Raw genomic sequence first — 22,768 nt, forward strand, 5'->3', positions numbered from 1 at the left:
ACCGCCGACTTCTCCACGGACTCCTGCTCGACAACGGACTCGGTCATCTCTGGCGTCTCCTTGATCATCAGATCCGCCGTTGATTAGACACTCCCACTACGAGGAGAAGTTCCCCACCGCAGGCCCCCTGCTGACGAAGAAGGCCAACCTCGACCTGGTGGCCGCCCACTGGGACGACCTGCTGCGGCTGGCCGGGTCGCTCAAGTACGGGCATGCCACCGCCTCCCTGATCGTCGGCAAACTCTCCGCGTCCTCCCGGCAGAACGCCCTGGCCGCCGCGCTCAAGGAGTACGGGGCCATTCGGCGAACGATCTACGCCGCGATTCTGTGGAATCTGATTTGTCAACGTCATGCCTGTTTGAGCAGTTCCATCGTCCACTCTCGCTGCTCGGTGGTGTCTGGGACGGCGAGCCCGCGAGCTCGTTCGATCTGGTGCCAGGAGGTGTCGGGATCGACGCCGTTGAGGATGAGGAGTGCGGCGGCAAGGAGGGATGAGCGTCCGATGCCGGCTCGGCAGTGGGTGACGACGTGTGCGCCTTCGTGTAGCTGTTCGGCGAGCCTGTGCAGGGTGGGCAGGATCGTGGTGAGGTCGGGGACGGTGCGGTCGGGGATGGGTATGTCGACGAACTGCAGCCCGGCTGTGACGGCTGTCCGGGGTTCGTCTACGAGGCCGAGCTCGTCGAGTTCGGGTGCGGTGAGCGCGCAGACCAGGATGTCGACGCCGCAGTTCTTCAGCGCGTTCATCTCGTCTTCGAGCCAGTCATTGCCACGGGGTCTGGCCATCGTGCTCAGTCGTCCCGGGCCGGGGAGGTCGATGGTGAAGAGGGTGGGTCGCATGTCAGCAGCACTTTCGTTCGGTGGCGTCAGGTGATGATCGGACGGTCAGTGGCAGGGGTCGGCCGGGTTCGGCGCGGAGCTCGTTCGGGGTCGGGCCGGCTGGGGTGGCCACCTCGGCGAGGCGCTCGATCAGGCGGTCGAGGGCGCTCTGGCCGTCGTCAACGGCAGCGCGTTCCTCTTCGGTGAGTGGAATGCTCACGAGCATGCGCTGCAAGTTGGCCTTGGCTTCGACGAGTTGGGATCTCGTCGATTCCTTGGGGGTGTAGAAGTCGCAGCGGGCGCAGGCCATCCGGTGCTGGCACTGTTCGAAGAACGAGTAGGAACACAGCCCGTGACCGAGATCGTAGTACTGCCATGGTTCACCGTTTGACGCGGCCCCGGAGGTGATGGCGTCGCGATCGAGAAGGACCTCGATGGTGCGGACGTTGCGGGCGAAGTAGCCGGCCTCGGTGTATGCCTTCGTGAGGGTGTTGGGGGTGATCTTGGCGTAGTGCTGGGTGGACTCCGGACTCCGGTGACCAAGCCAAGCTTGCAGCTCGAAGAGCGTCATCGGCTCCTTGGCGTTGTAGAGCTGGCTGGCGATCGTGGAGCGGGCCCGGTGGCTGGTGATGTTGCCCCGGACATCGGCGGTCGGGACGCCGGCCTTGCGGCAGAGCGAGGAGATGACCGCGGTGTTGATGTAGGTGTTCGCGAGGCGTTTGGCCCGGTGGGCGAACAGGAAGTCCACCTGCTCGCCGGTCTTGCGGTCCAACATCTTCGGCTGCTGTGGCCGGGCATGCTGCCATGCCTCGATCGCCTTGCCCAGCAGAGGATCGACGGGCTTGGTGAACGAGGTGCCGGTCTTGTGGGTGGGGACGTCCAGCAGGCAGACGGCGTCTCGCGCCAGCACCTCGTCGGAGTCGCCGGGAATGGGGAAGCCGCCGTGTTGCCAGCGGATGCAGCCCATGCGGAGGCGGGCTATCTCGTCGCTGCGCAGGCCGCTGAACAGCCAGGTCAGGGTGACGGCCCGGATGAGTTTGATCGGATAGCACAGCCCGTAGGTGTTGGTCGGGAAGTCCTCGTGATCGACGTTGAGTCCGGCCCACAGCAGCTTCGCCCATATGTCGTCGGCGATCACCCGGGGGTTGGGGCCGATCAGCGCCGCGACGCTCCTGGGGGTGGCCAGCGCGCGAACGGGGTCGAACCGGCGGGGAATCCACTCCCACTCCTGACAGTCCCGGAAGAACGTTCTGGTCGCCGTGAGATAACCGGCCTTCGTGCGAGCAGACAGCGGTTCGCCGCCGCGCTTGTCGAGTCCCGCCCGGCGCTGCACGTGCTCGCCGACGGTCATCCGGTCCAGCGCCGCGACCCAGGCTGCGCAGGTCTCGCGCGTCCACTGGGCGGGTTCGACGATCTCGGGGTGCTCGGCGGCCAGCCACCGGCCCGCCTTGGCCACGATGGACCGGAACCCGCCTCTGACCTTCGGCGTGAGCGTCGAGGTGTCGTGCCACCGCTCCACCATCGCAGCCCAGGGCTCGGGAACGCCTCCGAGACCGGGCATCACGGCGTGGATGGGCTTGGGCGGTGGGCTGGCGTGTCCGAGGGCGGCGATCGCCCGGTGAACACCATGGAGGCTTCCGCGCCGGGCCCCGGATGGGAGTGCAGGGCTCTCGCGAGCCCGTTGCAAAGCGTCGGTGGTCATGTCCTGCAGTAGCGGGCTGCGGTTGATGAGCATGATCTGGACCAGCACGGTGCGGAACTGGCCAAAGGCGCCGTTCGACGGGTGGTAGCCCCAGCCCTGGAGGGTGGCCGCCACCTGCGCGATCGTCTCCTCGACCGGTTCCTGGCCGAAGACCCGCCAGGCCAGCGAGCGGCGGATGAACCCTCCGATGCGGTGGAAGTCGGTGAAGTCGCCGAGCAGGTAGGCGAACGCGGCCACGTAGGGCCGGACCGTGCCGTCGATCCAGCCGGGCCAGGCGGCCTCGAACTCCTTGTGACCAGGGGCGATGAGGCGGACCCAGTCGTCTGCCGACCACGCCCAGAACGCCGTGCCGTCCTCCAGGCAGCGCCGCAGGATCAGGCCGATGGCGTCGGTGACCGCGCGGCGATGGGCGGGCGTGTCCGGGCACCACCGAAGCGCGGCTCGTGCATCGTCGAGCGGGCGGAGCAGTCGGGAGATCGCCCGCCACTCGACCCGGTCCGGGTCGTAGCCGCGGCGTCGGCGAACCTGCCAGCCCAGACTGGCCAGCGCCGTGCTCTCGCGTTCGCCGAGGTCGGGTCGACGGTCGTATCGGGTCAGGTCGATCGGCCATGGCCAGGAGGGGGCCGCGGCCGTCTCGGTAGCAGCCGCCGATATCGCCGTGGTCACAGCGCGACCGTCCCGGTCGCCTGCTCGCCCAGGCGGCCCAGCATCTGCACCCGCCAGCCGTGGATCTGTTCCATGCCGCGGTTGAGCTTGTCGGCCAGGTCCCGGCCTGAGAGGTGGATGTAGGTGAGGGTGGAGTCGGTGTGCCGGTGGCCGGCGAAGGTGGCGATGGCGTGCAGTTCCCAGCCCATCCGGGCCAGGTCGGTCAAGCACAGATGCCGCGTGGTGTGGGTGGAGAACCGCGGGACGTCGGCGGCCAGCGCGATCCGGCGGACCACCTTCGACCAGGTCCACAGGCTCAGCGGCTGGGCGTGGTTGCGCCGGGATTCCGACAGGAACAACGGCCCGCGAGCCCGGCTGACCGTCGCCCGGTGCGCGAGGTAGCCCTACAGCAGGACGCCGGTCGGTGCGGAGTACGGGACGACGCGCTCCAGCCGGTTCTTGGTCGTCTCAGCCCGAACCCGCAAGGTCCGGTGAGCCGGATCGAGGTCGTCGGTCCGCAGCGAGCACAGCTCCTCGCGACGCAGCGCGGCGTCGTAGGCGAGCGCGAGCATCACGCGGTTGCGGACCGGCTCCTAGGCGGCGACCGCGAGGATGTCCATCCACTGCTGCTCAGTGGGTATCCACGGCAGCTTCGTCAGCCTTGGCACGAGGCCACGCTCGTGCCCGCCGCGACGGCAGCCGGGCGTGTAGCGGCCCCGGCCGACCGGGTTGGAGTCGTGCTGCCCGTCCTCCATGAGGAAGTCGTAGAACAGCCGGACCGGCACAAGGCGCTGCTGAATAGTGGCGTTGGCCAGGCCCGAGCCCGAGTCGATCGAGACCACGTTCGCGCCCCGGCGGCTCGGCCGCGAGGTCAATTCCCGTACGTAGACGGCGATGTGCGCTCGGTTGGCGGTCAGCGGGTCGACGTTCGCCCGCTCGCACATCTCCAGGTACTCGGCCAGCCCCCGGGCGTAGGCGTCGATGGTCCGGGGCGCCCGTCCCAGGTCGCTCCACACCTGCAGCCACCCGGCCGCCTGCTCGTGTCAGCCGAGCACCGGCCACTTCTCCTCCAGCACCACCGTGCCCAACACATCTCCTCAGTCCGTGGTCGTACCGCAGGGAGATGATCTCCGCTGCGGTCAGATTCCACGTAACTGATAAGTATCTGTCCGATCCGGCCTACCGCCGCAAGATCGCCCGGCAGCTGAACAAGGGCGAGTCCCTGCACGCGCTGCGCCGCCAGCTGCACTACGCGCGCGAGGGCAAGGTCATCCGGCGCCGGCCTGAGCAGCAGAACGAGCAGGCGTGGTGCCTGACGGTGGTGACGAACGCGGTCGTGTGCTGGCACACCGAGTACATGGGCCTGGCTGTGGACGAACTGCGAGGTGCCGGCCGCGAAGTGGACGCCGAGGTGCTCTCCCACATCTCCCCGGCCCGCAGCTCGGCGGTCAACTTCTACGGCTCGATCACCGTCGACTACGACCGCGAACTCGCCCAGCTCGACGACCAGGGCCACCGGCCGCTTCGGACCGTGAACGTGGACGAGCCCGGAGCCGGGCTGTAGACGGCGGCCGGCCCCGGTGCCGTCCCACGGGGGAGGGCGGCACCGGGGCCGACGGTTCAATCACCCTAGCCGGATTGCTCACCGGTCCTGGGAGAGTTTGTACAGCTCGGCGAAGATTCCGCCCGCGTCCAGGAGCGCCTCGAACTAAGCCTTGATTGGTGCGGCCGACCTGGCGGCCTGCTCGATCTTCGCGCAGTAGGCTGCACGGGCTTCCTCGTCGATCTGCTGCTCGTTTTCGGCGCGCACCCCGGTCCGGCCGCCGAGGCCCTCGCGCAGGATATCGGCGTGCCCGGCATGCCGGATGGACTCGCCGAGGACATGGACCATGATGGCGAACAGGTTCGTGTTGGGATGAGGCTCCGGCCACCACGGCACGTGGCCGGGGGCGTCGAGGGGAAGCTCGTTGATCGTCGCGTCCGAGTGTTCCCACGTGCGCCGGTAGAACCCGATGATCTGATCGCGGGTCTCGTCCTCGGTCGCCCACTGATCGCTGCTGTCGGAGTCCTGCCACCGGGGCAGCGGTTCCGGGGAAGGGCGGTCGAAGACCTCGCCGAAGTACCTGGCCTCGACGGTGGCCACGTGTTTGACCAGGCCGAGGAGGTTGGTCCCGGTCGCTGTCAAAGGTCGGCGGGCGTCGTATTCGGACAAGCCGTCGAGTTTCCAGAGCAGCGCCTCGCGGTCCCGCCGCAGTCTCCCGTGCAGGTTGTCCTTCGCAAATTTATCGATCATGCGGCATGAACCTTCCATGGGCTGTTCGTGGTCTCAAGATCCCGTACGTGGTCCGCAACGGCGGGCAGAGCCGAGGCTTAGGACTCCTTACACAATGAGCTACCGGGAATGACTGTCTGTCAGAGAGACGTGGGGGTGGGGTGCGTGACGGCACGCGGCCGACCCGACCTGCGACGGTTACTGCGCAGGAGAACTACACGCATGCTGTTCGGTGCCGTTCTCTGATCCCGTTGAGTAGTTCGGGACGGGGACCGGGGATGTGGGCAGGTGCCAGGTGAGAATCCAGCCGGCGGTAAGCGCCGCCGCGCCGCCTGCCAGGGCGATTGCGCCGCCTGTTCCGATGCCTGCGGCCACCGAGCCGAAGCAGACCGGCCCGACGCCCTGAAGCGTCATGCTGCCGGAGCCGAGCAGACCGAAGGCCTGGCCCTGGCCATCCTGCGGCAGGGCGTCCAGGAACGGCCGTTGCAGGCCGAGACCGTAGGCGAATCCGAAGCCGCAGAGCAGCAGCAGACAGGACGAGACGCCCACTCCGGGCTCGGCAGCGAAGCCGACCAGCGGCAGTCCCATCAGCGCAATCAACGGGACTACCAGTCGCTCCCGGGTGGGCGGCCGTAGCAGTCGCCCCACCAGCAGGTCACCGACAAGCATGCCGACCGGCAGACAGCCCATCAGCACCGCGTACCAGCCGGGCGCGAAGTGGCGTCCTCCCGCGTAGGCGACGATCAGACCTTCCGCGCCCGCTACGAACGCGGGCGGTAGCCACTGGGCCAGCATCAGTCGTCGTACCGTGTGTCCGCGCAGCAGCAGGCCGGCACCGTGCAGGCTTGCCCGGACGGCCCCGCCATCGCCCCGAGCGCTGCCAGGTGTGCCGCCGAACTCTCCCGGCTGCAGCCGGGGTAGCCGGATGTGGATAGCGAGCGCGCAGCCGAGGTAGAGGGCTGCGCTTACCGCGAGCGCCCGGTGCGGGCCGAGTACCGCGACGACCGCACCTCCCAGTGCCAGACCGAACAATTGCGCGCCGGAGGCAGCGATGTTGTTCAGTGAACGGCCAAGTACATAGGCGTCGCCCTCCAGCGACTGCGCGACCAGCCGACTCGACGCGCCGTGAAACACCGGTGTGGCGAGGGCGACCAGCGCCACGACACCGAGGCTTGCTGCGACCGGCATCCGCACCAGGGCGAGCAGCAGGGCGGCGGCGCACGTCAAGGCGTAGCCGCCGGTGATGAGCGCGCGGGGCGGCAGTCGGTCGGCCAGTGAGCCCAGCAGCAGCGAGCCGAACAGCTGCGGGATGAAGCCGATGCCGAAGGCCAGTGCGCTCAGCAGCGCGGAGCCGGTGGCCGAGAAGACCAGCACCGAGAACGTGGTGATCCGCAGCGCGTCCGCAGTGATCGCGACGGTGCGGGTTGAGAAGAGCAGCCGGAATCGTGGCTCGGCCAGCACCTCCCGGTAGGTGGCACGGTGGTTGCCCTGCGCGGGTTCGGCGGTTGGAGTCATGACGCGCAGCCTCGCCGTGCGCCCACGCCACTCACCAATGATTCGTCGCTGGACGAATCGGAACAGACGTCCTTCGGTAGCATGGCGCGGTGCTCCGCTTCGAAGTCTCCGTCGAGGACCTGCTGCGCAGCCGCTTCGCACTGTCGCCCGCGATGGACCTGTGCTTCCTGCTACGCTCGCTCGCCGGCCAAGACAGGCCGCTGCCGCGAGCCTGGGCCACCCGGCTCCTGCCGGCCTTTGAACGGCTTCGCCGCGAGAGCGAACTGAACGCCGCCCTCGCCCTGCACACCCCGCAATCCGGACCGAACTTCGTCGCCCCGCCCCCGCGCGGCCTCAACCAGACCTGGGCAGACGACCTCGCCATTATCCGGGCCACACCGCTGGAAGCGGCCCGCCACGAAATCGCCACCAGCGCGACCGGCCCGTCCGCCCGTGATCCCCGCGTACGCGCAGTGCTGGACTCGACGGACGCCGTCTCCAGGATCGCCGAGGCGATGGACCAGGCGTGGCACGAGCTGCTCGCCACGGACTGGCCGCAACTGCGCGCGATCTGTGAGCGCGACGTCGTGCACCGGGTGGGTGTGATCGGCAAACACGGCTGGGTCACGACCATCGAGAGCCTGCACCCGAGCATCGCCTGGCAAGCCGGCGGTATCGAGATCGGCCACTTCCCCCAAGTCGGAACAGTTCGCCTCGCCGGCGACGGGCTACTGCTGATCCCTTCGGTCTTCGTCGCGAATATCGCCGCCCACCTGGAAGACCCCTGGCCCAGGACCTTGATCTATCGTGCCCGCGGCACCGCCGCCCTGTGGGGCGAACAGGAGAGCGTCCCCCGACCGGACGCGCTGACCGCTCTGGTCGGCCGGTCCCGAGCCCGGCTGCTGTTGGCGCTGGACGCCCCGGCCAGTACCAGCCACCTCGCCCGAAGCCTCGCCATGGCACCCGGCGCGGTGGGAGACCACCTCGCCATCCTGCGAGGCGCGGGGCTGCTCGTCCGCGCCCGGTCCGGACGGTCGGTGCTCTACCGGCGCACCCCGCTCGGCGAGGCGCTGGTCGCCGGTTCGGGCTGAGGGCTCAGATCAGCACTCGCCCCGGCGGTCCCGGCTCAGCACAAAGCCCGCCGCAAGTACGAGAACCGCGGCACCACGCTCGTACCGCCCGGACCATGATCAATCTCACCGATAGCCGCTGTACCGAGGCCGGCGCCGTCGCCGGCCTCTGGCGGCCGCGAGGGCGTAGGGCCGAACGGGGTGGTGGGAAGCGGGCAGGCTGGACACCCTCACCAGGGTTCAACCCTGCGACCGAGGATCGAAGCCTGCTCGCCTGTCGTTAAACGATCGTTTAACGACAGGCATGGCGAGCGTCCAATGAACCCGGACTTTTCGGAGCCTGCCGACGGCTCGGATCCAATCAGATCCGATGACTGCTGATGACAGGGTTTGCTGACAGCTAGGGTCGGATGCGACCACCACAACGGGGAGCGGCATGGCCAACCTGGTCTACAAGCGGGTGTCGACCGACCAGCAGTCGACCGACCGTCAGAACCTCGTCCTGGACGAGGCCGGGATCGACGAGCCGTTGATGTTCGAGGAGGAGGCCGGGACCTCCAGCCGCCTCCATCCGCTGGAGCGGCCGAAGTTCGGCGAGCTCCTCACGTACGCGCGGCCGGGCGACACCGTGCACATCTCCGAGATGTTCCGCCTCGTGCGCGGCACCGGGCACATCCTCGACGTGCTCGACGTCCTCCACCGCGACCGTCTCGCCCTGCGCATCCACGACGGAGCGTTCTCCGCCATGGACCTCACCGCCCGCCACCCGCGCACAGGCGAGCTGCTGTCCACCGTGAAGTTCATGGTGCAGACCCTCGCCGCCGCCGGCGAACTCCAGCGCGATCTCCAGCGCGAGCTGACCTACGACGGGCTGCGGGCCGCCGAGGCGAAGGGCAACAAGGGCGGGCGCCGGCCCGCCGTCCCGACCGACAAGACCGACGCCGTGCGCACCGCGTACCTGGAAGGCCGGTCCATCGCCGCCCTCGCTCGCGATCACGACGTCAGCCGCGGCGCCATCCGCACCGCCGTCGCGGACCTGCTGCCCGAGTACACGGCCGTCGACGCGGGCACCCCTGCGGAGCTGCTGGTGGTCCTCGACATGCCGGGCAAGGTCGCCGACTTCCTCCGCGCCGCCGATCTGGCGCCCGTCGAGCGCACCGCGCTCGACCAGGGCGTGACCGTACGGCGCGGCCAGGGCTACACGCTGTGCGTCAGCGCCACCCCCACGGTCCACCGCCAACTCCTCGCCCGCTGCCAGCCGCTCGACGGCGCCCCGGGGACCTCAGCCATCCCAGCACAGCGCAAGGCCCGGCGCGAGTACGCGAACCGCGTCAACGACCTCGGCGAGTGACCCGCCCCAGCTGCCGAGCCTCCTGAGCTGGGGCGCAGCCGCTTAGCGTTGTTTTCTCCGCGAGAACTACTGGGATCCCTGTAAGCCTCGGCGAGGGCGGCGGACCGCTGATCCCTCACCTCCTGGGCGGTGCCGAAGTGGACCGAGGCGGGGTGTGCAGGCCGATCCCGGAGTGCCGGTGCTCGTGGTTGTAGTAGCTGGTGAACGCGTCCAGCCCCTCCCTGGCGTGGGGCCAGGGAGTCGAGGCATTCGGGGTAGTCGGGTGCGTACTTGGTGGTGCGGAACTGGCTTTCGCTGAAAGTGTTGTCGTTGCTGACCCTGGGACGGGAATGGCTCCTGGTGACACCGAGGTCGATCAGCAGCTGGGAGACCTTCTTGCTGGTCATGGAGGTACCGCGGTCCGCGTGGACGGTATGGGGCACGATGCCGTTGCTTTCGACGGTCGGCTTCACGTCGTCGTTCTTGGCGCTGATGATGCGTCCGCCGCTGCAGACGGCGATGCCTTCCCAGCACTCGATGGGCTGGAGCCCGTCGGGGTCGCTCTTGGTGATCGGGTTGTTGTTGGCGTAGGCGTAGCCGTTGATCTGGAGCGGGTCCGCGAAGTCGACCACGGGGTCGCCGAGGATGCCGGCGCCGGTCGACTGGTCGCAGCGCGGGTCCCGACTCCGTGGAGCCGACCCGCTCACCACAGTCAGCCGGCCAGCCAGAACCCGAGCCGCCAGGGACTGACGCGCCGTCAGTAAAGTCAGCATTGGGTCAGCATCAGGTCTACCAAAGCTGCTTACGCACGACCACACCTTGGAATCCTGGGCGCGTGCGGCAAAAGTCTCCACCGCGACGAGGGACCGATTCCGCTTGCGCGTACGGGACCCAGCTGCCGCAGCCACGGAGCACACTGGACCCAACCCGCAACAATGGAGCTCAGCGCACCCTTCCCCGCGGTTTCAGCGCCACAGGCGGCAGTTGGGGAGCGGGCAGCCGACCCCCCTCATAGCCCTCCACTTCCCCGAACCGGGCACTAGTCATCCAGTCCGCACGAGCCTGTGCGATATCCTCATGAGACCGGCCGATGAAGTTCCACCACATGACGATCTCCTCCTCGAAGGGCTCGCCACCGAGGAGCATCAGGCCCGCGTCGGTGTCCGCGCGCAAGGGGAGTTCGGCGCGGCCGCAGCCGAGGTAGAGCATGGAACCGGGCAGCACGGGTACGCCGTCGACCTCGGCCTGGCCGGACATCGAGAGCACCGCGTACTCGAAGTCCGGATCGAGTGGCAAGCGAGTCTCGGCGCCGGCGGACAGGGCCAGGTCGGCGCCGACGATCGGGGTGTACGCGGTGCCGGGCGAAGTGGCGCCGTCGAGTTCGCCCAGGATCAGGGTGGCGGTGAGGCCGGGGGTGGTGACGATGGGCAGCTCGGTGTGGTGCTGGAAGTGCGGCTCGACATGGCGGTGGGCATCCGGCAGGGCGACCCAGAGCTGGGCGCCGTGCAGAAACCTCGCATGCGACTTCGGGCTCTCCTCGGAGTGACTGATGGCCCGGCCGGAGGTCATCAGTCCCAGCTCGCGCGGGCGGATCGTGCGGAGACTGCCGAGGCTGTCCCGGTGCAGGACCTCGCCGTCGTGCAGCCAGCTGACCGTCTGCAGGCCCATGTGAGGGTGGGGCGGTACTTGCATCCCTGGTTCGCCGGCGATGTCGTCGGGGCCGTAATGATCGACAAAGGCCCATGCACCGACCATCCGACGGCCCAGATTGGGCAGCAGTCTGCGGACCTCGGTGGACTCACCCAGCCGGACATGGCGCGGGGTGAGGAGTTCACGTACAGGCTCGGCGACGACGAAGCCCCGTCCTCCACAGACGGAGAGTGTGGCCTGGCGATCGAGATTGCTCATGGCGCTCAACCTATTCCCGTGCGGGCCCGGGGTGCCGGTACCCACGCCGATAATTTAGTGGAATATTCAACCAGCGTGCCATGTTCGGGTGACTGGAGCACGGCTGAGCATCTGGCCGGGCCAGTGGCTGGACAGGGCCGGGAGCGATCCCGGGACGGTCCGTGAACGAGGAGTTCAAGTGAGCGACACCTATTTCGAGTTCGGTACGCCCGCCGACCGCTGGGACCGTGCGCAGATGTTCTTCGAAGCGAAGGAGTACATGACTGCGGCCCGGATTCTGGAAGGTCTGGTCGAGGAGGCGCCGGAGCAGGTCTCCCCGCGTCTGCTGCTGGCCCGGGCCTACTACCACTCGGCTCGGCTCGGCAGGGCCGAGACGGAGCTGCGGGCGGTTCTGGAGCGCGACCCGGTGGAGCACTACGCGCGGCTGATGCTCGGCCGCACGCTTGAGCGCCAGGGGCGAAGCGCGGAGGCGACCGGTCATCTGCGGATGGCGGCTGCGTTCTCCGGGGACTTCGACGCGGACCGGGCAGGGCTCTAGCGGTCGCGTGGAGCGTTCGACAGGCGGTTCAGCCATTCCGTCAGGAGGGCACCCTCGGCCGCGCTGAGTGCCGGATCCGGCGACTGCCGCAGCAGTGCGTTCAGCCGGGCCGCGGTGGACGGCACGTGGGCCTCGGACACGGCGGCCCCCGTGTCGTCCGCGTCTGCGGAAGCGCCGGACACATCCGGGGTGAAGACCGCGGCATGCACGGCGTCGCGTACCCGCCGTGACACGTTCGCGTCGCCGAAGGTCGCGGGGCGGGCGACGAGCATCAGCGCCACGCCCACATTGGCCGACATCACCATCTGCGCGGCCAGTTCGGGGGTAAGGCGCAGCCTGCCCACAGCCGCGGCCCGCTCCAGGTCCCTGGTGAGGATCTGATGGGACTCGAGGGCCGCGGCCGGTGGCGTATGCATGGCCGGTGAATTCATCAGCCGGTACAGATTGGGGTTCTGCAGGGCGAACTCGACGTGGCTGTCCCAGCCGTTGCGCAGATCCTCGATGGGGTCTGCGCTCTCGCCACGCTGTCGCTTCGTCGCCAAGTATGTGTCGAAGCCGTGGTCCACCACCGCGGACAACAGGCCTTCCTTGTCGCCGAAATGGCGGTAGAGCGCCGGGGCGCCCACCTGCGCGGCCTCACACACGGCCCGGGTGGAGATGTCCCCGTTCGGGGATTCCGCGACCAGGCGCGCCGCCACTTCCAGGATTCGTGCTCGTGTGCTCATCGCACGGACGCTATCAAGTGCGCCCTGACGGGTGTCAGACGACGGCATGAGGGGTGAGCAGGTCGTCGAGGCCGATCCGGGTGAGGAACTCGGCACGGATACGGTCGGCGACGGCGCTGACCGCCTCACTGCCGTCGTCCGCCGGGTCGACATGGACGCGAAAGGGCCGCTTGCCGTGCTCGGTCTCGACAACGGCCACGATCGCGTCCGCCACCTGGGACACATCGGCATCGGCCGGCGCCAGGGCGGCCAGACGCTGGGACACCTGGTCCATCAGGCCCTCGTAGTGCTCCTCGTAGTCTGCGACGATCGTTTCGTCGGAGGGGTGCCCGCCGGTGACGAAATGGTTGGTCCCCGTGGTGAAGGAGCCGGGCACGACGATACTGGTCTCGATGTTGAAGCGGGCGAGCTCGGCCGCGTACGAGACGGCGAGAGCGTCCATGGCGGCCTTGGCGGCGAAGTAGGGGGCGAGGCAGGGCGGGGTGCCGCCCTTGGTGGAGGTGGAGCCGATCCACAGGACCAGGCCGTTCTCCTGGGCCCGCAGGTGCGGCAGGGCCGCGCGGTTGACGCGTTGGGTGCCGAGAACATTGGTGTCGTAGACCGCTGCCAGTTCCTCGGGGGTGAATGCCTCCGTGGGGCCGGTGACCATGTGCCCTGCATTGTGGATGATCACATCGAGACGGCCGGCTTCGGACAGGACCGTGGCGACGGCGGCGTCGGCGGACTCCTGGGAAAGCACATCGAGTTCGACGGTGCGCAGGTCCACGCCGTGCTCGGCGGCGTACCGCGCCGCGTCGGCGACCCGGTCGGCATTGCGTGTGGTGGTGTTGCGCATGGCCGCGTAGACGGTGTGCCCGGCATCGGCCAGGGCGCGTGCGGCCAGCGCTCCGAAGCCGGAGCCCGCACCTGTGATCACGATGGTCCTGCTCATGGCTGTCCTCCTGGGGCGTGGATCAACTGTCGAACGGGGCAGGCGGGGCAGTGCTCTGGCGGCCGCTCAGACGATGCCGCCGTTGGCGCGCAGCACCTGGCCGTTGACCCAGCGGGCCGGGCCGGCGAGGAAGGAGATCACCTCGGCGATGTCCTGCGGGGTGCCCAGCCGCTCCAGCGGTGCCTGGCCGGCCAGCCTCGCGATGGTCTGCTCGTCCTTGCCGTCCAGGAACAGGGCGGTGGCGGTCGGCCCGGGGGCCACTGCGTTGACCGTGATGTCCCGCCCGCGCAGCTCCCGGGCCAGGATCAGGGTCATGGCCTCGACGGCGCCCTTGGTGGCGGCATAGGCGCTGTAGCCGGGCATGGCAAGCGACAGCACGGAGCTGGAGAAGTTGATGACCGCCCCGCCCTTGCGCAGTCGGCGGGCCGCCTGCTGGTCGACGACGAACGTCCCGCGGATGTTGGTGCGGTGCATCCGGTCCAGTGCGTCCAGATCGGTGTCGACCAACGGCGCCAGTGTCATGACACCGGCCGCGTGCACTACCACGTCGACTCCGCCGAAGGTCTCCTCGGCCGTGTCGAAGAGTGCCGAGACCGCGACCTCGTCGGCCACATCGGCACGGAAGGCGACGGCCTACCCGCCCGCCGCGGTGATCGCCGCCACCGCCGAGTCGGCCTCGGCCTGGTTGCCCGCGTAATTGATGACGACGGCGAATCCGTCGGAGGCCAGTCGCTCGGCGCTCTCGCGGCCAATGCCCCGGGATCCTCCGGTGACGATCGCTACCCGGCGTGTGGTGGTGTGCTGCTCGCTCATGACGGCGCTCCCTGTCTCAGGCGGGCCGGTGAATTCCGCACCCCGGCGTGAGCGACGCTAACACCAATACCGTAACGACGCTACCCATCTGCTAACAGTGCTACTCCCAGCGCTACCCCGCGCCCTGCAGGGCCTCTGCAGGACCCCACCGGGGTCCCCGCCCCGCTTCGCACGCTCCCGTCGGACAATCCGGATGCCTTCCGCCCGTCCCGCGTGATACTTCACTCGGTCATGACCGACCTTGAGACTCCCCGCCTCTTCCTTCGCCTGATGAGCGCCTCCGACGCCTTGCGGGTGATGGCGGGCAAGCCGGGAGACGGTGCCCGCTGGGCGCCCGGATACCCGTCCCCCGGCGAGATGGCCGCGGCCGAGCGCTTCCTCGATACATGCGCGACGACGGGTGATCCCAGCCCCTTCGGTTCGTACGAGATACGTCGCCGCGACGACGGAGAGGTGATCGGCGGACTGGGATTCCATGGCGCTCCGGACGAGAACGGACACGTCACGATCGGCTACGGCCTCGTCCCCTCGGCTCAGGGCATGGGTTACGCCTCCGAGGCGCTGCGCGCACTGCTCCAGTTCGCCCGCGACCAGGGCGTGAGCTGCGTGCACGGCGACACCGATCTGGACAACCTCGCGTCGCAGCACGTCATGACAGCCGTCGGTATGCACCTGGTGAAGGAGGACGCGCTGCTGAAGCACTACCGGATCGACTGGGATCAGCAGGCCGAGGATTGAGCCCCCGGTCGTCCGGCCCCTTGCGGGTACGTAGGCGCCGGCTCGGCTGCGCATTACGGGACGACAGAACCCGCCGGGAAGCTCCCGGCGGGTTCCGATGTCTTGTGGTTGCCAGTGGTGCGTCGGTCAGCCGGCCGCGGTGGCAGCCCGGTTCGCCGCACCGTTTCCGGTCCTGACGGAGTCGGTCCTCGGCACGAGAAGCCGTTCCGTCAGCCGGCCGAAGACAAGGCCGAAGGTGATCCAGAAAGTGGCCTGCACGGCGAGCGTGGCCAGACGGAACTCCCACAGCAGGCCGGCCGGGAAGTCCTTTCCGACCTCGTTGAACGAGGGCAGGAACGCGTAGGCGAACCCGATCACGACAACGTAGCCGGCGGATGCGGCGATCGTCGCGTTCCAGTTGCCCAGGCGTGGAGCCAGCCGCTTGCCGAAGATGACGGCAGCGACGGCCAGCAGCACGCTGAGGGCGACCATCAGGAAGAACAGGGCGGTGCGCCGGCCGATCGTGTCGGGGTTGCCGACGGCCGGCGGGTTGGCCGGGTACTTCAGGAACGGCACGATGTACACCGTCAGCAGGGCCGCACCCGCGATCAGGGCGGCCGTGGCCCGTGGGCCGAATCTGCCGATCCGGCCGAGGGCGTAACAGAAGACGAGGGCGGCGATGCCGCCGATCGCCACACCGAAGACGAGCACACCGGTGGCGAGGCCGGCGGTGGACTGCATGGTGCGGCTGACAAGTTCCTCGCCGCCGCCGTGGTCATGGCTGTGCGCCTCTTCGAGAGCGATGGCCGCGTCCACCCGGGACTCGCCGAGGAAGTAGGCGACGACCAGAGCGAGCGCGCCCGCGGCAAGGCCTGCCAGCATGCCGCGGACGAGCAGGGCTCTGACGGATATGGAGTTCATGAGGATTTCCCCTGGATCGGACGGTACGTCAGTGACAGGGGAAACCGAGGAGGTGGCGGCCGTCGTGGACCCACTCGTGGACACTTTCGCCGGAGATGACCGCGGTGGCGCCCTGCTCGGCGCCGACGAAGTACAGCAGTACGAGCATGAGGATGCCGAAGAAGACCGCCCAAGGGGCAATGGCCTTCAGGGAGATGGGGGTGATCGCCGGTACGGCGGTGGCGGGGGCAGCAGTCTGTGCCATGGCAGAACCTCCTGAGGGAACACGCGTCCCGTTCGTGGTGCCTGAGACGAAGGTGCTGGGTCTGACTTCCCGTACGGGTACGGGTTCACAGTGGCGCGACCGTGCCGGATTCTCACCGGACTTCCGTCACACTTCGTCATGCTCATCGGACGATACCGCCTGGGAGCAGGCTCGGCCATGGTGCCGTCGGCGGGACCGGAACGCCCGGATGCCATGGTGGGTGCACTTGCGGGGCCGGACTTCAGGGAGTTGACCCGGTCATGACGATAAAGGTGATGTTGATCTCACCGGCGCTCAACGCCGCGCTGCGCGAGGCCCGCTTCGACGGCAATGCGCCGCTCGACGCGGTCGGGGTCCGGCGGGCCAGGGCCGCAGCGGCAGCGGTGCCTGCGGCCGACCGGTATGTCTGCGGGCCGTCCGAACGGTGCGACCGGACCGCCGACGCGCTGGGGTTGCGCGCCGAGCACGAACTCGCGCTCCGTGGCTGGGACATGGGCCGGTGGAGCGGGCAGCGGCTGGAGGAGGTGAGCGGGAGCGAGCCGGAGGCGGTATCGGCCTGGATGACCGATCCTTCGGCGGCTCCGCACGGTGGCGAACCGTTGCTGGAGTTCTGCGCCAGGGTCGGCCGCTGGCTGGATGCCCTCCAACCCCTGTACGGCGACGAGGGCGGCCGTGTGCTGGGGGTCGTCGAGCCTGCGGTGGTGCGGGCGTTGATCGTACGGGCGCTCGCTCTCCCGACGGAGGCGTTCTGGCGGCTGGACGTCGCCCCGCTGACGCTGACCGGGCTCAGCGGCCGGTCCGGACGGTGGAACCTGCACTGTGGGCAGCCGCTGTCCCCCGCACCGGGGGACTGACGTCCTCCCGTGGCCCACGGTATGAACAACTGACGTGCCGGAACCGCCGGTCAGCGCCTACTGTGGTGGTGCAGCTGGTTCGCCCTGTCCGCCAGACAGGCGCGTCGCAAGAGGGAACCCGGTGGGAATCCGGGACTGCCCCGCAGCGGTGAGTGGGAACGACCGCCGTCATCAAGCACTGGACCCGATACGGGGTCCGGGAAGCGACGGCCAGTAGGTGTCTCGTACGCGAGAAGTGCCCGCGAGTCCGAAGACCTGCCACTGCCACTGCCCGTGCGCGTCGGACGCGCACGGTGATCTCGGTGACCTCGTGGGCGGGTCGGCGTACACATCGGGCAGGGCACGCGCGCCTCCACGGCGTTGCGGTTCCGCCCGGTCCGTCATCCCTTCGCGCCTTCGATCCGTCCCGGGGTCGTATCAGGACACACGCTCGCGAAGGAGAGTTCCGTGACCGGCAAGTCCGCAGCCGCGGCAGCCCGGGCCACCGTGTACGGCTGTCCCCGCCAAGGGAAAACCTCAGTCGGCGGTCTGCCGGGCAGGCGACTGGTCGCCGGGGTCGTCGACGGCCGCAACGTATGGATCAACGACTATCAGCAGTCCCTCACCACGCTCGGCACCCTGCTCGGCCTCGCGGGCCGGGTCGATGTGGCGGCCTCCTGCTCCCTGCCGCACGTCCCCCTCGACGCGACCGCCGAGCGCGACATCGACCCGCAGGTGGCCCGCCGGCTGGCCTTCGCCCGGCAGAAGTCTGCCGAGATCGCCACCCTGGCCCGGGGCCTCGCACGGGGTACGGACGCGATCGCCGCCGAACTCGCCGCGAACCGTGCCGATCTGGCCTCACGGGCCGGTTCTGCGATCACCCATGACTCGACGGTACGGGCACGGGCCGCTGCCGTCACGGAGTCCGACGGGCGCCGCGAGGTGTCGTATCCACAGCGGGCAGCGCCCCAACATGACTGTCTGCGGCTTCCGTTGCTGCCGACGACCACTATCGGCTCACTTCCCCAAACGGCCCAACTGCGCACCGCACGCGCCGATTTGCGGGCCGGACGCATCGACACCGCCACGTACGACAAGCGCATCGAGTCGGAGATCCAGGAGGTGCTGGCGTTCCAGGAGAAGGCGGGCGTCGATGTGCTGGTGCACGGCGAGCCCGAACGCAACGACATGGCGCAGTACTTCGCCGAGCAGCTCGTCGGGTACCTCGCGACTCAGCACGGCTGGGTCCAGTCGTACGGCACACGGTATGTCCGGCCGCCGATCCTGGCCGGGGACATCTCCCGGCCGGAGCCGATGACGGTGCGCTGGACGGCGTACGCACAGTCGCTCACCGCCCGTCCGGTCAAGGGCATGCTCACAGGTCCCGTCACCATGCTCGCCTGGTCCTTCGTCCGTGACGACCAGCCGCTCGGCGAGACCGCGCGCCAGGTCGCCCTCGCACTGCGGAACGAGGTGAACGACCTTGAGGCGGCCGGCAGTTCGTTCATCCAGGTGGACGAGCCCGCCCTGCGCGAGACGCTTCCGCTGCGGGCCGCCGATCGCGCCGGGTATCTGGCCTGGGCGACCGAGTCGTTCCGGCTGGCCACCAGTGGCGTACGTCCGGAGACTCAGATCCATACGCATATGTGCTACGCGGAGTTCGGGGACATCATCAGGGCCATCGACGACCTGGATGCCGATGTGATCAGCCTGGAGGCGGCCCGCTCCCCTATGCAGGTGGCCGACGAACTGGCATCGGCGGGCTATCCGCGGGAGGTCGGTCCCGGTGTGTACGACATCCACTCACCGCGGGTTCCGAGCGCCGGCGAGGCAGCGGCTCTGCTGCGCAAGGGGCACGAAGCGATTCCCGCCGAACGGCTGTGGGTCAATCCCGACTGCGGTCTGAAAACCCGGGGTTGGCCGGAAGTACGCGCCTCGCTGGAGAACCTGGTCTCGGCGGCCACCGAGGTGCGGGCGGCTCTGCCAGGTAGCGCCGGCTGACGGCGGCGCGGCCCGGTACGGGCGTCCGTCCCGGGCCGCACCACGTCGGCTTCGAACCGTCCACGATCCACGGCCCATCTTCGGCCGCCGGCCTGACCGCCCCCGTCGCTCCAGGGGCGCAGGCCCTGCCGGTGAGTCCTGGTCACAGCTTCCAACAGCGCCTGGGAACAGTCCTGTTGTTCGTTTCGCACGATGTTTCGGTGGTCCGGCGGATCAGTGACCGGGGTACTGGTGATGAAGGACGCGCAGGTGGTGGAGGAGGGCACGGCCGAGGAGGTGTCCGACGCGCCGCGGCATCCGTACACGAAGTCGCTGCTCGCGGCCGTCGTCACGGTCGGTACGGATGCCGCTCCGCCCGGGGAGCTGCTGGAGACGGGCGGGCCGGGCCCTACGCTTCCCGGTATGCCTCCAGCAGGCGCAGCCAGACCTCGCTGATCGTCGGATACGCGGGCACCGCGTGCCACAGCCGGTCGATGGGGACCTCGCCCGCGACCGCGATCGTCGCCGAGTGCAGCAGTTCGCCGATGCCCGGCCCGACGAACGTGACACCGAGCAGGATCTCCCGGTCGAGGTCGACAATCATGCGGGCGCGGCCTCGATAGCCGTCCGCGTACAGGCCGGAGCCCGCCACCGCGGCGAGGTCGTGGTCGACGGCGCGTACGCGGTGGCCGGCCTCCTCGGCCTCGGCGAGGGTGAGGCCGACCGATGCGGCCTCGGGGTCGGTGAAGACGACCTGGGGGACGGCCGAATGGTCGGCGGTGGCTGCGTGGGCGCCCCAGCGGTCGGTCTCCAGCAGCGGCACACCTGCGGCGCGGGCGGCGATCGCGGCGCCCGCGATGCGCGCCTGGTACTTGCCCTGGTGCGTGAGGAGCGCCCGGTGGTTGACGTCGCCGACCGCGTAGAGCCAGGTGGTGCCGTCGACGCGGCAGCTGTCGTCGACGGTGAGCCAGGAGCCGGGCTTCAGTCCCACCGTTTCCAGGCCGAGGTCGTCGGTGCGCGGGGCGCGGCCGGTGGCGAAAAGGATCTCGTCGGCCTCGACGCGCTCTCCGTTGTTCAACTCCACGGTGACCGGGCCGTCCGGGACCGCGCGCCGTACGGAGGTCGCCGAGACTCCGGTACGGATGTCGGCGCCCGCCTCCGTCAGTGCCTGGGCGACCAACTCGCCCGCGAAGGGTTCCATCTTCGGCAGGAGTCCCTTGCCGCGGATCAGCATCGTCACCCGGGCGCCGAGGGCCTGCCAGACGGTGGCCATCTCCGTACCGACCACGCCTCCGCCGACGATCACGAGGCGGCCGGGTACCTTTTTGGCGCTCGTCGCCTCCCGGCTGGTCCAGGGGCGGGCCCCGTCGATGCCGGGCAGGGCGGGGACGACGGCGCGGCTGCCGGTGCAGACGGCGACGGCCTGCCGGGCGGTGAGCCGGTGTTCCGTGCCGTCGGGGGCGGTGACTGAGACCGTTTTCTTGCCGGTGAGCCGACCCTGGCCACGGTAGATGTCCGCTCCGACGCCCTCCAGCCAGGCGGCCTGTCCGTCGTCCTTCCAGTGCGAGGCGTATTCGTCACGATGGGCGAGGACCGCTGCCGTGTCCAACGGTCCCTGCACGGCGTCGCTGAGGCCGGGGACCCGGCGGGCATCGGCACGGGCGACGACCGGGCGCAGCAGGGCCTTGCTGGGCATGCAGGCCCAGTACGAGCATTCGCCGCCGATGAGTTCCGCCTCGACGACCGCCGTGCTCAGCCCGGCGGCACGGGCCCGGTCGGCGACGTTCTCACCCACCGGACCTGCTCCGATCACCACGACGTCGTACTCGGTGTTCAGGGAAGCATCTGTCATGGGGACAGTCTGGTCGTGGGTGTGCGCGACGGCCACATGGGCAGGCGGAATAGCGCAAGTACAGGCACGGTTGTGTCGGGCAGGTCCGAACGGGCACAGAAAGAGGTAACAGAGCATGAGCACCGTTGAGCTCACCAAGGAAAACTTCGATGAGGTGGTCAGTGACAACGACTTCGTCCTGATCGACTTCTGGGCTTCCTGGTGCGGCCCGTGCCGGCAGTTCGCGCCGGTCTACGATGCGGCGTCCGAGCGCCACGGCGACCTGGTCTTCGCCAAGGTCGACACGGAGGCGCAGCAGGAGCTGGCCGCGGCCTTCGAGATCCGTTCCATCCCCACGCTGATGATCGTCCGGGACAATGTGGCGGTGTTCGCCCAGCCCGGCGCGCTGCCGGAGGCAGCGCTGGAGGACGTCATCGGGCAGGCCAGGAAGCTGGACATGGACGAGGTCCGCAAGTCCATGGAGGACCAGCAGAAGGAACAGAAGTAGGCTCCGCGCGCATGAGCAGGGTGAGGGGCCCGACCACAGCGGTCGGGCCTCTTTCCGCGGCCTTCGGCGGCCTTCCGCGGCCGGAAACGGACGGCCCGGCCTCAGCTGTCGGCATTGCCCTCGGCGTTCTTCTCCTTGATCCGGACCGAGAGGCCGTAGTCCAGCTCGGCTCCGTCGACCAGCAGGGCCTCTACCGTGCGCGTCGCCGGGTCGATGTCCGCCACGATGCCTTCGCCCGAATACCGGGGGTAGCCCGATGCCCCCGTCTCACCGGTCGCCGCCACGACCGCCGAACGGATGGCGCCGCCGGGCTCGGCGGCGTCGGTGGTGTCCTCGGCGAATCCGGGTACCAGCAGGATCTCGTAACTCTGCGGATGGCTCATGGTCATGACGCTAGGCAAGCGGCGCGCGGTGCGCACGTTGCCGCGCTGCTGCACCGTGCGGAGTCGGCGGCTCAGCTGGACTCGCGATGGACCGCCCGGACCCGCAGCAGGTCGTGGTGCTCGGGGGCGCCGCCGGGGTGCTGCACCAGCCGGTCGACGAGCTCCGCCAGCGGCTGTGGCGTGGCCAGCTCCATCCGCACGCTGCTGAGCCGGGGCCGCAGCAGTCTGCCGAGCATCAGGTCGTCGGCGCCGACCACGGCCGTCTCGCCGGGCACCTCGATGCCCGCGTCCTGAAGGGCCCGCATCAGGAGCATCGCGTATTCGTCGTTGTACGCGAACACGGCATCGAGGCCCATGGTGCGCCAGCGGGCGGCCAGCCGGGCGGCCGCTTTCTCCTCGTACCGCAACGGCAGCGGTTCGATACGGGCCCCATGGCTCAGTGCGGCCTGCCGGGCTCCGGCCAGCCGGGGTTCGGCGAACAGGCCGAGGCCGCTTTCTTCGGGCAGGACGACGCCGATGCGGCGCCGGCCGCGCTCCAGCAGATGCCGGGTCGCACAGCTGCCGACCTCCCGCTGGTCCATGACCAGCGCATGGGCACCGGTCACCGGACGGGGCCCGAGGGTGATCACGGCCTTGGCTCCGGATCGCCTGAGCACGGATATGCCCTGCGGGGTGAGGGCGATCGTGCCGGGTGCGATGACGGCGACGGGACGGAGTTCGGCCCAGGCGCGTGGCGCGGCGTCGGCGTCCAGACCGGTGCTGCCGTACTGGACCACGGTGTAGTCGAGGTGGCGCAGCCCGGATTCCAGTTGGTGGAAGAAGCGGTGGTGGAGCGGGCCGGCCGGGAAGTTCATGGTGGGGAGCAGCACCATGCGGGTGTGTCCGGCACGCAGGCTCCGGGCCGCCGCGTGCGGTACGTAGCCAAGTTCGGTGGCCGCTTCCCTGACGCGGCGGCGGGTGGGTTCGCTGATCCGCACGGACGCGTTGTTGTTCAGTACGTACGACACGGTGGCCCGGGAGACTCCGGCGAGCCGTGCCACATCGGCACTGGTCGGGACGGGGCCTTCGGTGGGCTGGTTCGGTAACTGGCTCATGGCGTCGGGCAGT

At 69.3% G+C, this 22,768-nt stretch carries 21 protein-coding genes, 5 pseudogenes and 2 riboswitches; of the genes and pseudogenes, 10 read left to right on the top strand and 16 right to left on the bottom strand.

Going from position 1 to position 22,768, the window contains the following annotated elements; all coding sequences use genetic code 11:
* Positions 1 to 79 precede the first annotated feature (79 nt).
* Positions 80 to 307 (top strand): annotated as a pseudogene (locus ACZ7IB_RS27320) (Tn3 family transposase); the annotation flags it as partial.
* A 41-nt stretch (positions 308 to 348) separates the two neighbouring features.
* Here ACZ7IB_RS27320 and ACZ7IB_RS27325 read toward each other — a convergent pair.
* The 4 genes and pseudogenes from ACZ7IB_RS27325 to ACZ7IB_RS27340 all read right to left on the bottom strand — a co-directional run bounded on the left by ACZ7IB_RS27325 (position 349) and on the right by ACZ7IB_RS27340 (position 4,179).
* Complete coding sequence (locus ACZ7IB_RS27325) at positions 349 to 837, bottom strand: protein-tyrosine phosphatase family protein (RefSeq protein WP_470916464.1); 489 nt, start codon at positions 835 to 837, stop codon at positions 349 to 351.
* A gap of 1 nt (position 838) precedes the next feature.
* Entirely contained in the window at positions 839 to 3,184 is a 2,346-nt protein-coding gene (locus ACZ7IB_RS27330; RefSeq protein ID WP_470916465.1) for a tyrosine-type recombinase/integrase, read from the bottom strand.
* A pseudogene (locus tag ACZ7IB_RS27335) lies at positions 3,181 to 3,741 on the bottom strand (tyrosine-type recombinase/integrase); the annotation flags it as partial. The pseudogene ACZ7IB_RS27335 and the gene ACZ7IB_RS27330, both read right to left, overlap by 4 nt.
* A gap of 15 nt (positions 3,742 to 3,756) precedes the next feature.
* Entirely contained in the window at positions 3,757 to 4,179 is a 423-nt protein-coding gene (locus ACZ7IB_RS27340) for a hypothetical protein (RefSeq protein WP_470916466.1), read from the bottom strand.
* A gap of 107 nt (positions 4,180 to 4,286) precedes the next feature.
* Here ACZ7IB_RS27340 and ACZ7IB_RS27345 point away from each other — a divergent pair, with 107 nt between their 5' ends.
* Complete coding sequence (locus tag ACZ7IB_RS27345) at positions 4,287 to 4,727, top strand: Tn3 family transposase (protein WP_470916467.1); 441 nt, start codon at positions 4,287 to 4,289, stop codon at positions 4,725 to 4,727.
* Between the two features lie 144 nt (positions 4,728 to 4,871).
* On the opposite strand, the gene ACZ7IB_RS27350 is transcribed toward ACZ7IB_RS27345, so the two are convergent.
* Complete coding sequence (locus tag ACZ7IB_RS27350; protein ID WP_470916468.1) at positions 4,872 to 5,456, bottom strand: DinB family protein; 585 nt, start codon at positions 5,454 to 5,456, stop codon at positions 4,872 to 4,874.
* Positions 5,457 to 5,633: 177 nt separating this feature from the next.
* Positions 5,634 to 6,950 carry an MFS transporter gene (locus ACZ7IB_RS27355; RefSeq protein WP_470916469.1) on the bottom strand — a complete coding sequence of 439 codons (1,317 nt, stop codon included), beginning with the start codon at positions 6,948 to 6,950 and terminating at the stop codon, positions 5,634 to 5,636.
* 89 nt (positions 6,951 to 7,039) lie between these two features.
* Between ACZ7IB_RS27355 and ACZ7IB_RS27360 the strand changes: the two genes are divergently transcribed.
* Together ACZ7IB_RS27360 and ACZ7IB_RS27365 are read left to right on the top strand one after the other, a co-directional pair.
* Complete coding sequence (locus ACZ7IB_RS27360) at positions 7,040 to 8,020, top strand: ArsR/SmtB family transcription factor (RefSeq protein ID WP_470916470.1); 981 nt, start codon at positions 7,040 to 7,042, stop codon at positions 8,018 to 8,020.
* 415 nt (positions 8,021 to 8,435) lie between these two features.
* Positions 8,436 to 9,350 (top strand): recombinase family protein, encoded by a 915-nt coding sequence (locus ACZ7IB_RS27365; protein ID WP_470916471.1) that lies wholly within the window; start codon positions 8,436 to 8,438, stop codon positions 9,348 to 9,350.
* Between the two features lie 83 nt (positions 9,351 to 9,433).
* On the opposite strand, the pseudogene ACZ7IB_RS27370 reads toward ACZ7IB_RS27365, so the two are convergent.
* A pseudogene (locus ACZ7IB_RS27370) lies at positions 9,434 to 9,772 on the bottom strand (transposase); the annotation flags it as partial.
* 499 nt (positions 9,773 to 10,271) lie between these two features.
* Entirely contained in the window at positions 10,272 to 11,237 is a 966-nt protein-coding gene (locus tag ACZ7IB_RS27375) for a pirin family protein (RefSeq protein WP_470916472.1), read from the bottom strand.
* A gap of 178 nt (positions 11,238 to 11,415) precedes the next feature.
* On the opposite strand from ACZ7IB_RS27375, the gene ACZ7IB_RS27380 reads away from it, so the two are divergent.
* Positions 11,416 to 11,775, top strand: a complete 360-nt coding sequence (locus tag ACZ7IB_RS27380) for a tetratricopeptide repeat protein (protein ID WP_401999830.1) — start codon at positions 11,416 to 11,418, stop codon at positions 11,773 to 11,775.
* Here ACZ7IB_RS27380 and ACZ7IB_RS27385 read toward each other — a convergent pair.
* From ACZ7IB_RS27385 to ACZ7IB_RS27395, 3 genes and pseudogenes are all read right to left on the bottom strand, one after another.
* The gene (locus ACZ7IB_RS27385) at positions 11,772 to 12,500 is read right to left on the bottom strand and encodes a TetR/AcrR family transcriptional regulator (RefSeq protein WP_470916473.1); all 729 of its coding nucleotides are present in this window, start codon (positions 12,498 to 12,500) and stop codon (positions 11,772 to 11,774) included. The genes ACZ7IB_RS27380 and ACZ7IB_RS27385 overlap by 4 nt on opposite strands.
* A 34-nt stretch (positions 12,501 to 12,534) precedes the next feature.
* A complete protein-coding gene (locus tag ACZ7IB_RS27390) occupies positions 12,535 to 13,431 on the bottom strand; it encodes an SDR family NAD(P)-dependent oxidoreductase (protein WP_470916474.1) in 897 nt (298 codons plus the stop codon).
* Positions 13,432 to 13,497: 66 nt separating this feature from the next.
* Positions 13,498 to 14,244: pseudogene (locus tag ACZ7IB_RS27395) on the bottom strand (SDR family oxidoreductase).
* Positions 14,245 to 14,475: 231 nt separating this feature from the next.
* Here ACZ7IB_RS27395 and ACZ7IB_RS27400 point away from each other — a divergent pair.
* Entirely contained in the window at positions 14,476 to 14,982 is a 507-nt protein-coding gene (locus tag ACZ7IB_RS27400) for a GNAT family N-acetyltransferase (protein ID WP_470916475.1), read from the top strand.
* Between the two features lie 126 nt (positions 14,983 to 15,108).
* On the opposite strand, the gene ACZ7IB_RS27405 is transcribed toward ACZ7IB_RS27400, so the two are convergent.
* Both ACZ7IB_RS27405 and ACZ7IB_RS27410 read right to left on the bottom strand, forming a co-directional pair.
* Positions 15,109 to 15,882 carry a CbtA family protein gene (locus ACZ7IB_RS27405; protein WP_470916476.1) on the bottom strand — a complete coding sequence of 258 codons (774 nt, stop codon included), beginning with the start codon at positions 15,880 to 15,882 and terminating at the stop codon, positions 15,109 to 15,111.
* Between the two features lie 28 nt (positions 15,883 to 15,910).
* On the bottom strand, positions 15,911 to 16,126 hold the full coding sequence (locus ACZ7IB_RS27410; protein WP_470916477.1) for a CbtB domain-containing protein: 216 nt from the start codon (positions 16,124 to 16,126) through the stop codon (positions 15,911 to 15,913).
* Between the two features lie 45 nt (positions 16,127 to 16,171).
* Positions 16,172 to 16,264: riboswitch (adenosylcobalamin (AdoCbl) riboswitch) on the bottom strand.
* A 122-nt stretch (positions 16,265 to 16,386) separates the two neighbouring features.
* Here ACZ7IB_RS27410 and ACZ7IB_RS27415 point away from each other — a divergent pair.
* The 3 genes and pseudogenes from ACZ7IB_RS27415 (at position 16,387) to ACZ7IB_RS27425 (ending at position 19,395) form a co-directional block, all read left to right on the top strand.
* The gene (locus tag ACZ7IB_RS27415; RefSeq protein WP_470916478.1) at positions 16,387 to 16,980 is read left to right on the top strand and encodes a histidine phosphatase family protein; all 594 of its coding nucleotides are present in this window, start codon (positions 16,387 to 16,389) and stop codon (positions 16,978 to 16,980) included.
* 58 nt (positions 16,981 to 17,038) lie between these two features.
* A riboswitch (cobalamin riboswitch) is annotated at positions 17,039 to 17,257 on the top strand.
* Between the two features lie 239 nt (positions 17,258 to 17,496).
* A pseudogene (gene metE, locus ACZ7IB_RS27420) lies at positions 17,497 to 18,960 on the top strand (5-methyltetrahydropteroyltriglutamate--homocysteine S-methyltransferase); the annotation flags it as partial.
* Positions 18,961 to 19,176: 216 nt separating this feature from the next.
* Positions 19,177 to 19,395 (top strand): ABC transporter ATP-binding protein, encoded by a 219-nt coding sequence (locus tag ACZ7IB_RS27425; protein WP_470916479.1) that lies wholly within the window; start codon positions 19,177 to 19,179, stop codon positions 19,393 to 19,395.
* Here the strand turns inward: ACZ7IB_RS27425 and ACZ7IB_RS27430 are convergent.
* A complete protein-coding gene (locus ACZ7IB_RS27430) occupies positions 19,349 to 20,791 on the bottom strand; it encodes a dihydrolipoyl dehydrogenase family protein (RefSeq protein ID WP_470916480.1) in 1,443 nt (480 codons plus the stop codon). The genes ACZ7IB_RS27425 and ACZ7IB_RS27430 overlap by 47 nt on opposite strands.
* A gap of 115 nt (positions 20,792 to 20,906) precedes the next feature.
* On the opposite strand from ACZ7IB_RS27430, the gene trxA reads away from it, so the two are divergent.
* Positions 20,907 to 21,278, top strand: coding sequence for a thioredoxin (trxA, locus tag ACZ7IB_RS27435; RefSeq protein ID WP_470916481.1), 372 nt, complete (start codon positions 20,907 to 20,909; stop codon positions 21,276 to 21,278).
* Between the two features lie 101 nt (positions 21,279 to 21,379).
* Here the strand turns inward: trxA and ACZ7IB_RS27440 are convergent, their stop codons facing one another.
* Together ACZ7IB_RS27440 and ACZ7IB_RS27445 are read right to left on the bottom strand one after the other, a co-directional pair.
* Entirely contained in the window at positions 21,380 to 21,661 is a 282-nt protein-coding gene (locus ACZ7IB_RS27440; RefSeq protein WP_470916482.1) for a hypothetical protein, read from the bottom strand.
* Positions 21,662 to 21,732: 71 nt separating this feature from the next.
* Positions 21,733 to 22,755: a LacI family DNA-binding transcriptional regulator gene (locus ACZ7IB_RS27445; RefSeq protein WP_470916483.1), complete on the bottom strand. Its 1,023-nt coding sequence runs from the start codon at positions 22,753 to 22,755 to the stop codon at positions 21,733 to 21,735.
* Positions 22,756 to 22,768: the final 13 nt, after the last annotated feature.

Source organism: Streptomyces sp. NPDC037301 (genome assembly GCF_055602785.1).

Bases quoted from the DNA above. Each gene is read 5' to 3' on its own strand.
- ACZ7IB_RS27440 (WP_470916482.1), bottom strand. From the start codon at position 21,661: ATGAGCCATCCGCAGAGTTACGAGATCCTGCTGGTACCCGGATTCGCC.
- ACZ7IB_RS27445 (WP_470916483.1), bottom strand. From the start codon at position 22,755: ATGAGCCAGTTACCGAACCAGCCCACCGAAGGCCCCGTCCCGACCAGT.
- ACZ7IB_RS27415 (WP_470916478.1), top strand. From the start codon at position 16,387: ATGACGATAAAGGTGATGTTGATCTCACCGGCGCTCAACGCCGCGCTG.
- ACZ7IB_RS27405 (WP_470916476.1), bottom strand. From the start codon at position 15,882: ATGAACTCCATATCCGTCAGAGCCCTGCTCGTCCGCGGCATGCTGGCA.
- ACZ7IB_RS27350 (WP_470916468.1), bottom strand. From the start codon at position 5,456: ATGATCGATAAATTTGCGAAGGACAACCTGCACGGGAGACTGCGGCGG.
- ACZ7IB_RS27365 (WP_470916471.1), top strand. From the start codon at position 8,436: ATGGCCAACCTGGTCTACAAGCGGGTGTCGACCGACCAGCAGTCGACC.
- ACZ7IB_RS27325 (WP_470916464.1), bottom strand. From the start codon at position 837: ATGCGACCCACCCTCTTCACCATCGACCTCCCCGGCCCGGGACGACTG.
- ACZ7IB_RS27355 (WP_470916469.1), bottom strand. From the start codon at position 6,950: ATGACTCCAACCGCCGAACCCGCGCAGGGCAACCACCGTGCCACCTAC.
- ACZ7IB_RS27375 (WP_470916472.1), bottom strand. From the start codon at position 11,237: ATGAGCAATCTCGATCGCCAGGCCACACTCTCCGTCTGTGGAGGACGG.
- ACZ7IB_RS27385 (WP_470916473.1), bottom strand. From the start codon at position 12,500: ATGAGCACACGAGCACGAATCCTGGAAGTGGCGGCGCGCCTGGTCGCG.
- ACZ7IB_RS27410 (WP_470916477.1), bottom strand. From the start codon at position 16,126: ATGGCACAGACTGCTGCCCCCGCCACCGCCGTACCGGCGATCACCCCC.
- ACZ7IB_RS27400 (WP_470916475.1), top strand. From the start codon at position 14,476: ATGACCGACCTTGAGACTCCCCGCCTCTTCCTTCGCCTGATGAGCGCC.
- ACZ7IB_RS27390 (WP_470916474.1), bottom strand. From the start codon at position 13,431: ATGAGCAGGACCATCGTGATCACAGGTGCGGGCTCCGGCTTCGGAGCG.
- trxA (WP_470916481.1), top strand. From the start codon at position 20,907: ATGAGCACCGTTGAGCTCACCAAGGAAAACTTCGATGAGGTGGTCAGT.
- ACZ7IB_RS27345 (WP_470916467.1), top strand. From the start codon at position 4,287: ATGATCTCCGCTGCGGTCAGATTCCACGTAACTGATAAGTATCTGTCC.
- ACZ7IB_RS27430 (WP_470916480.1), bottom strand. From the start codon at position 20,791: ATGACAGATGCTTCCCTGAACACCGAGTACGACGTCGTGGTGATCGGA.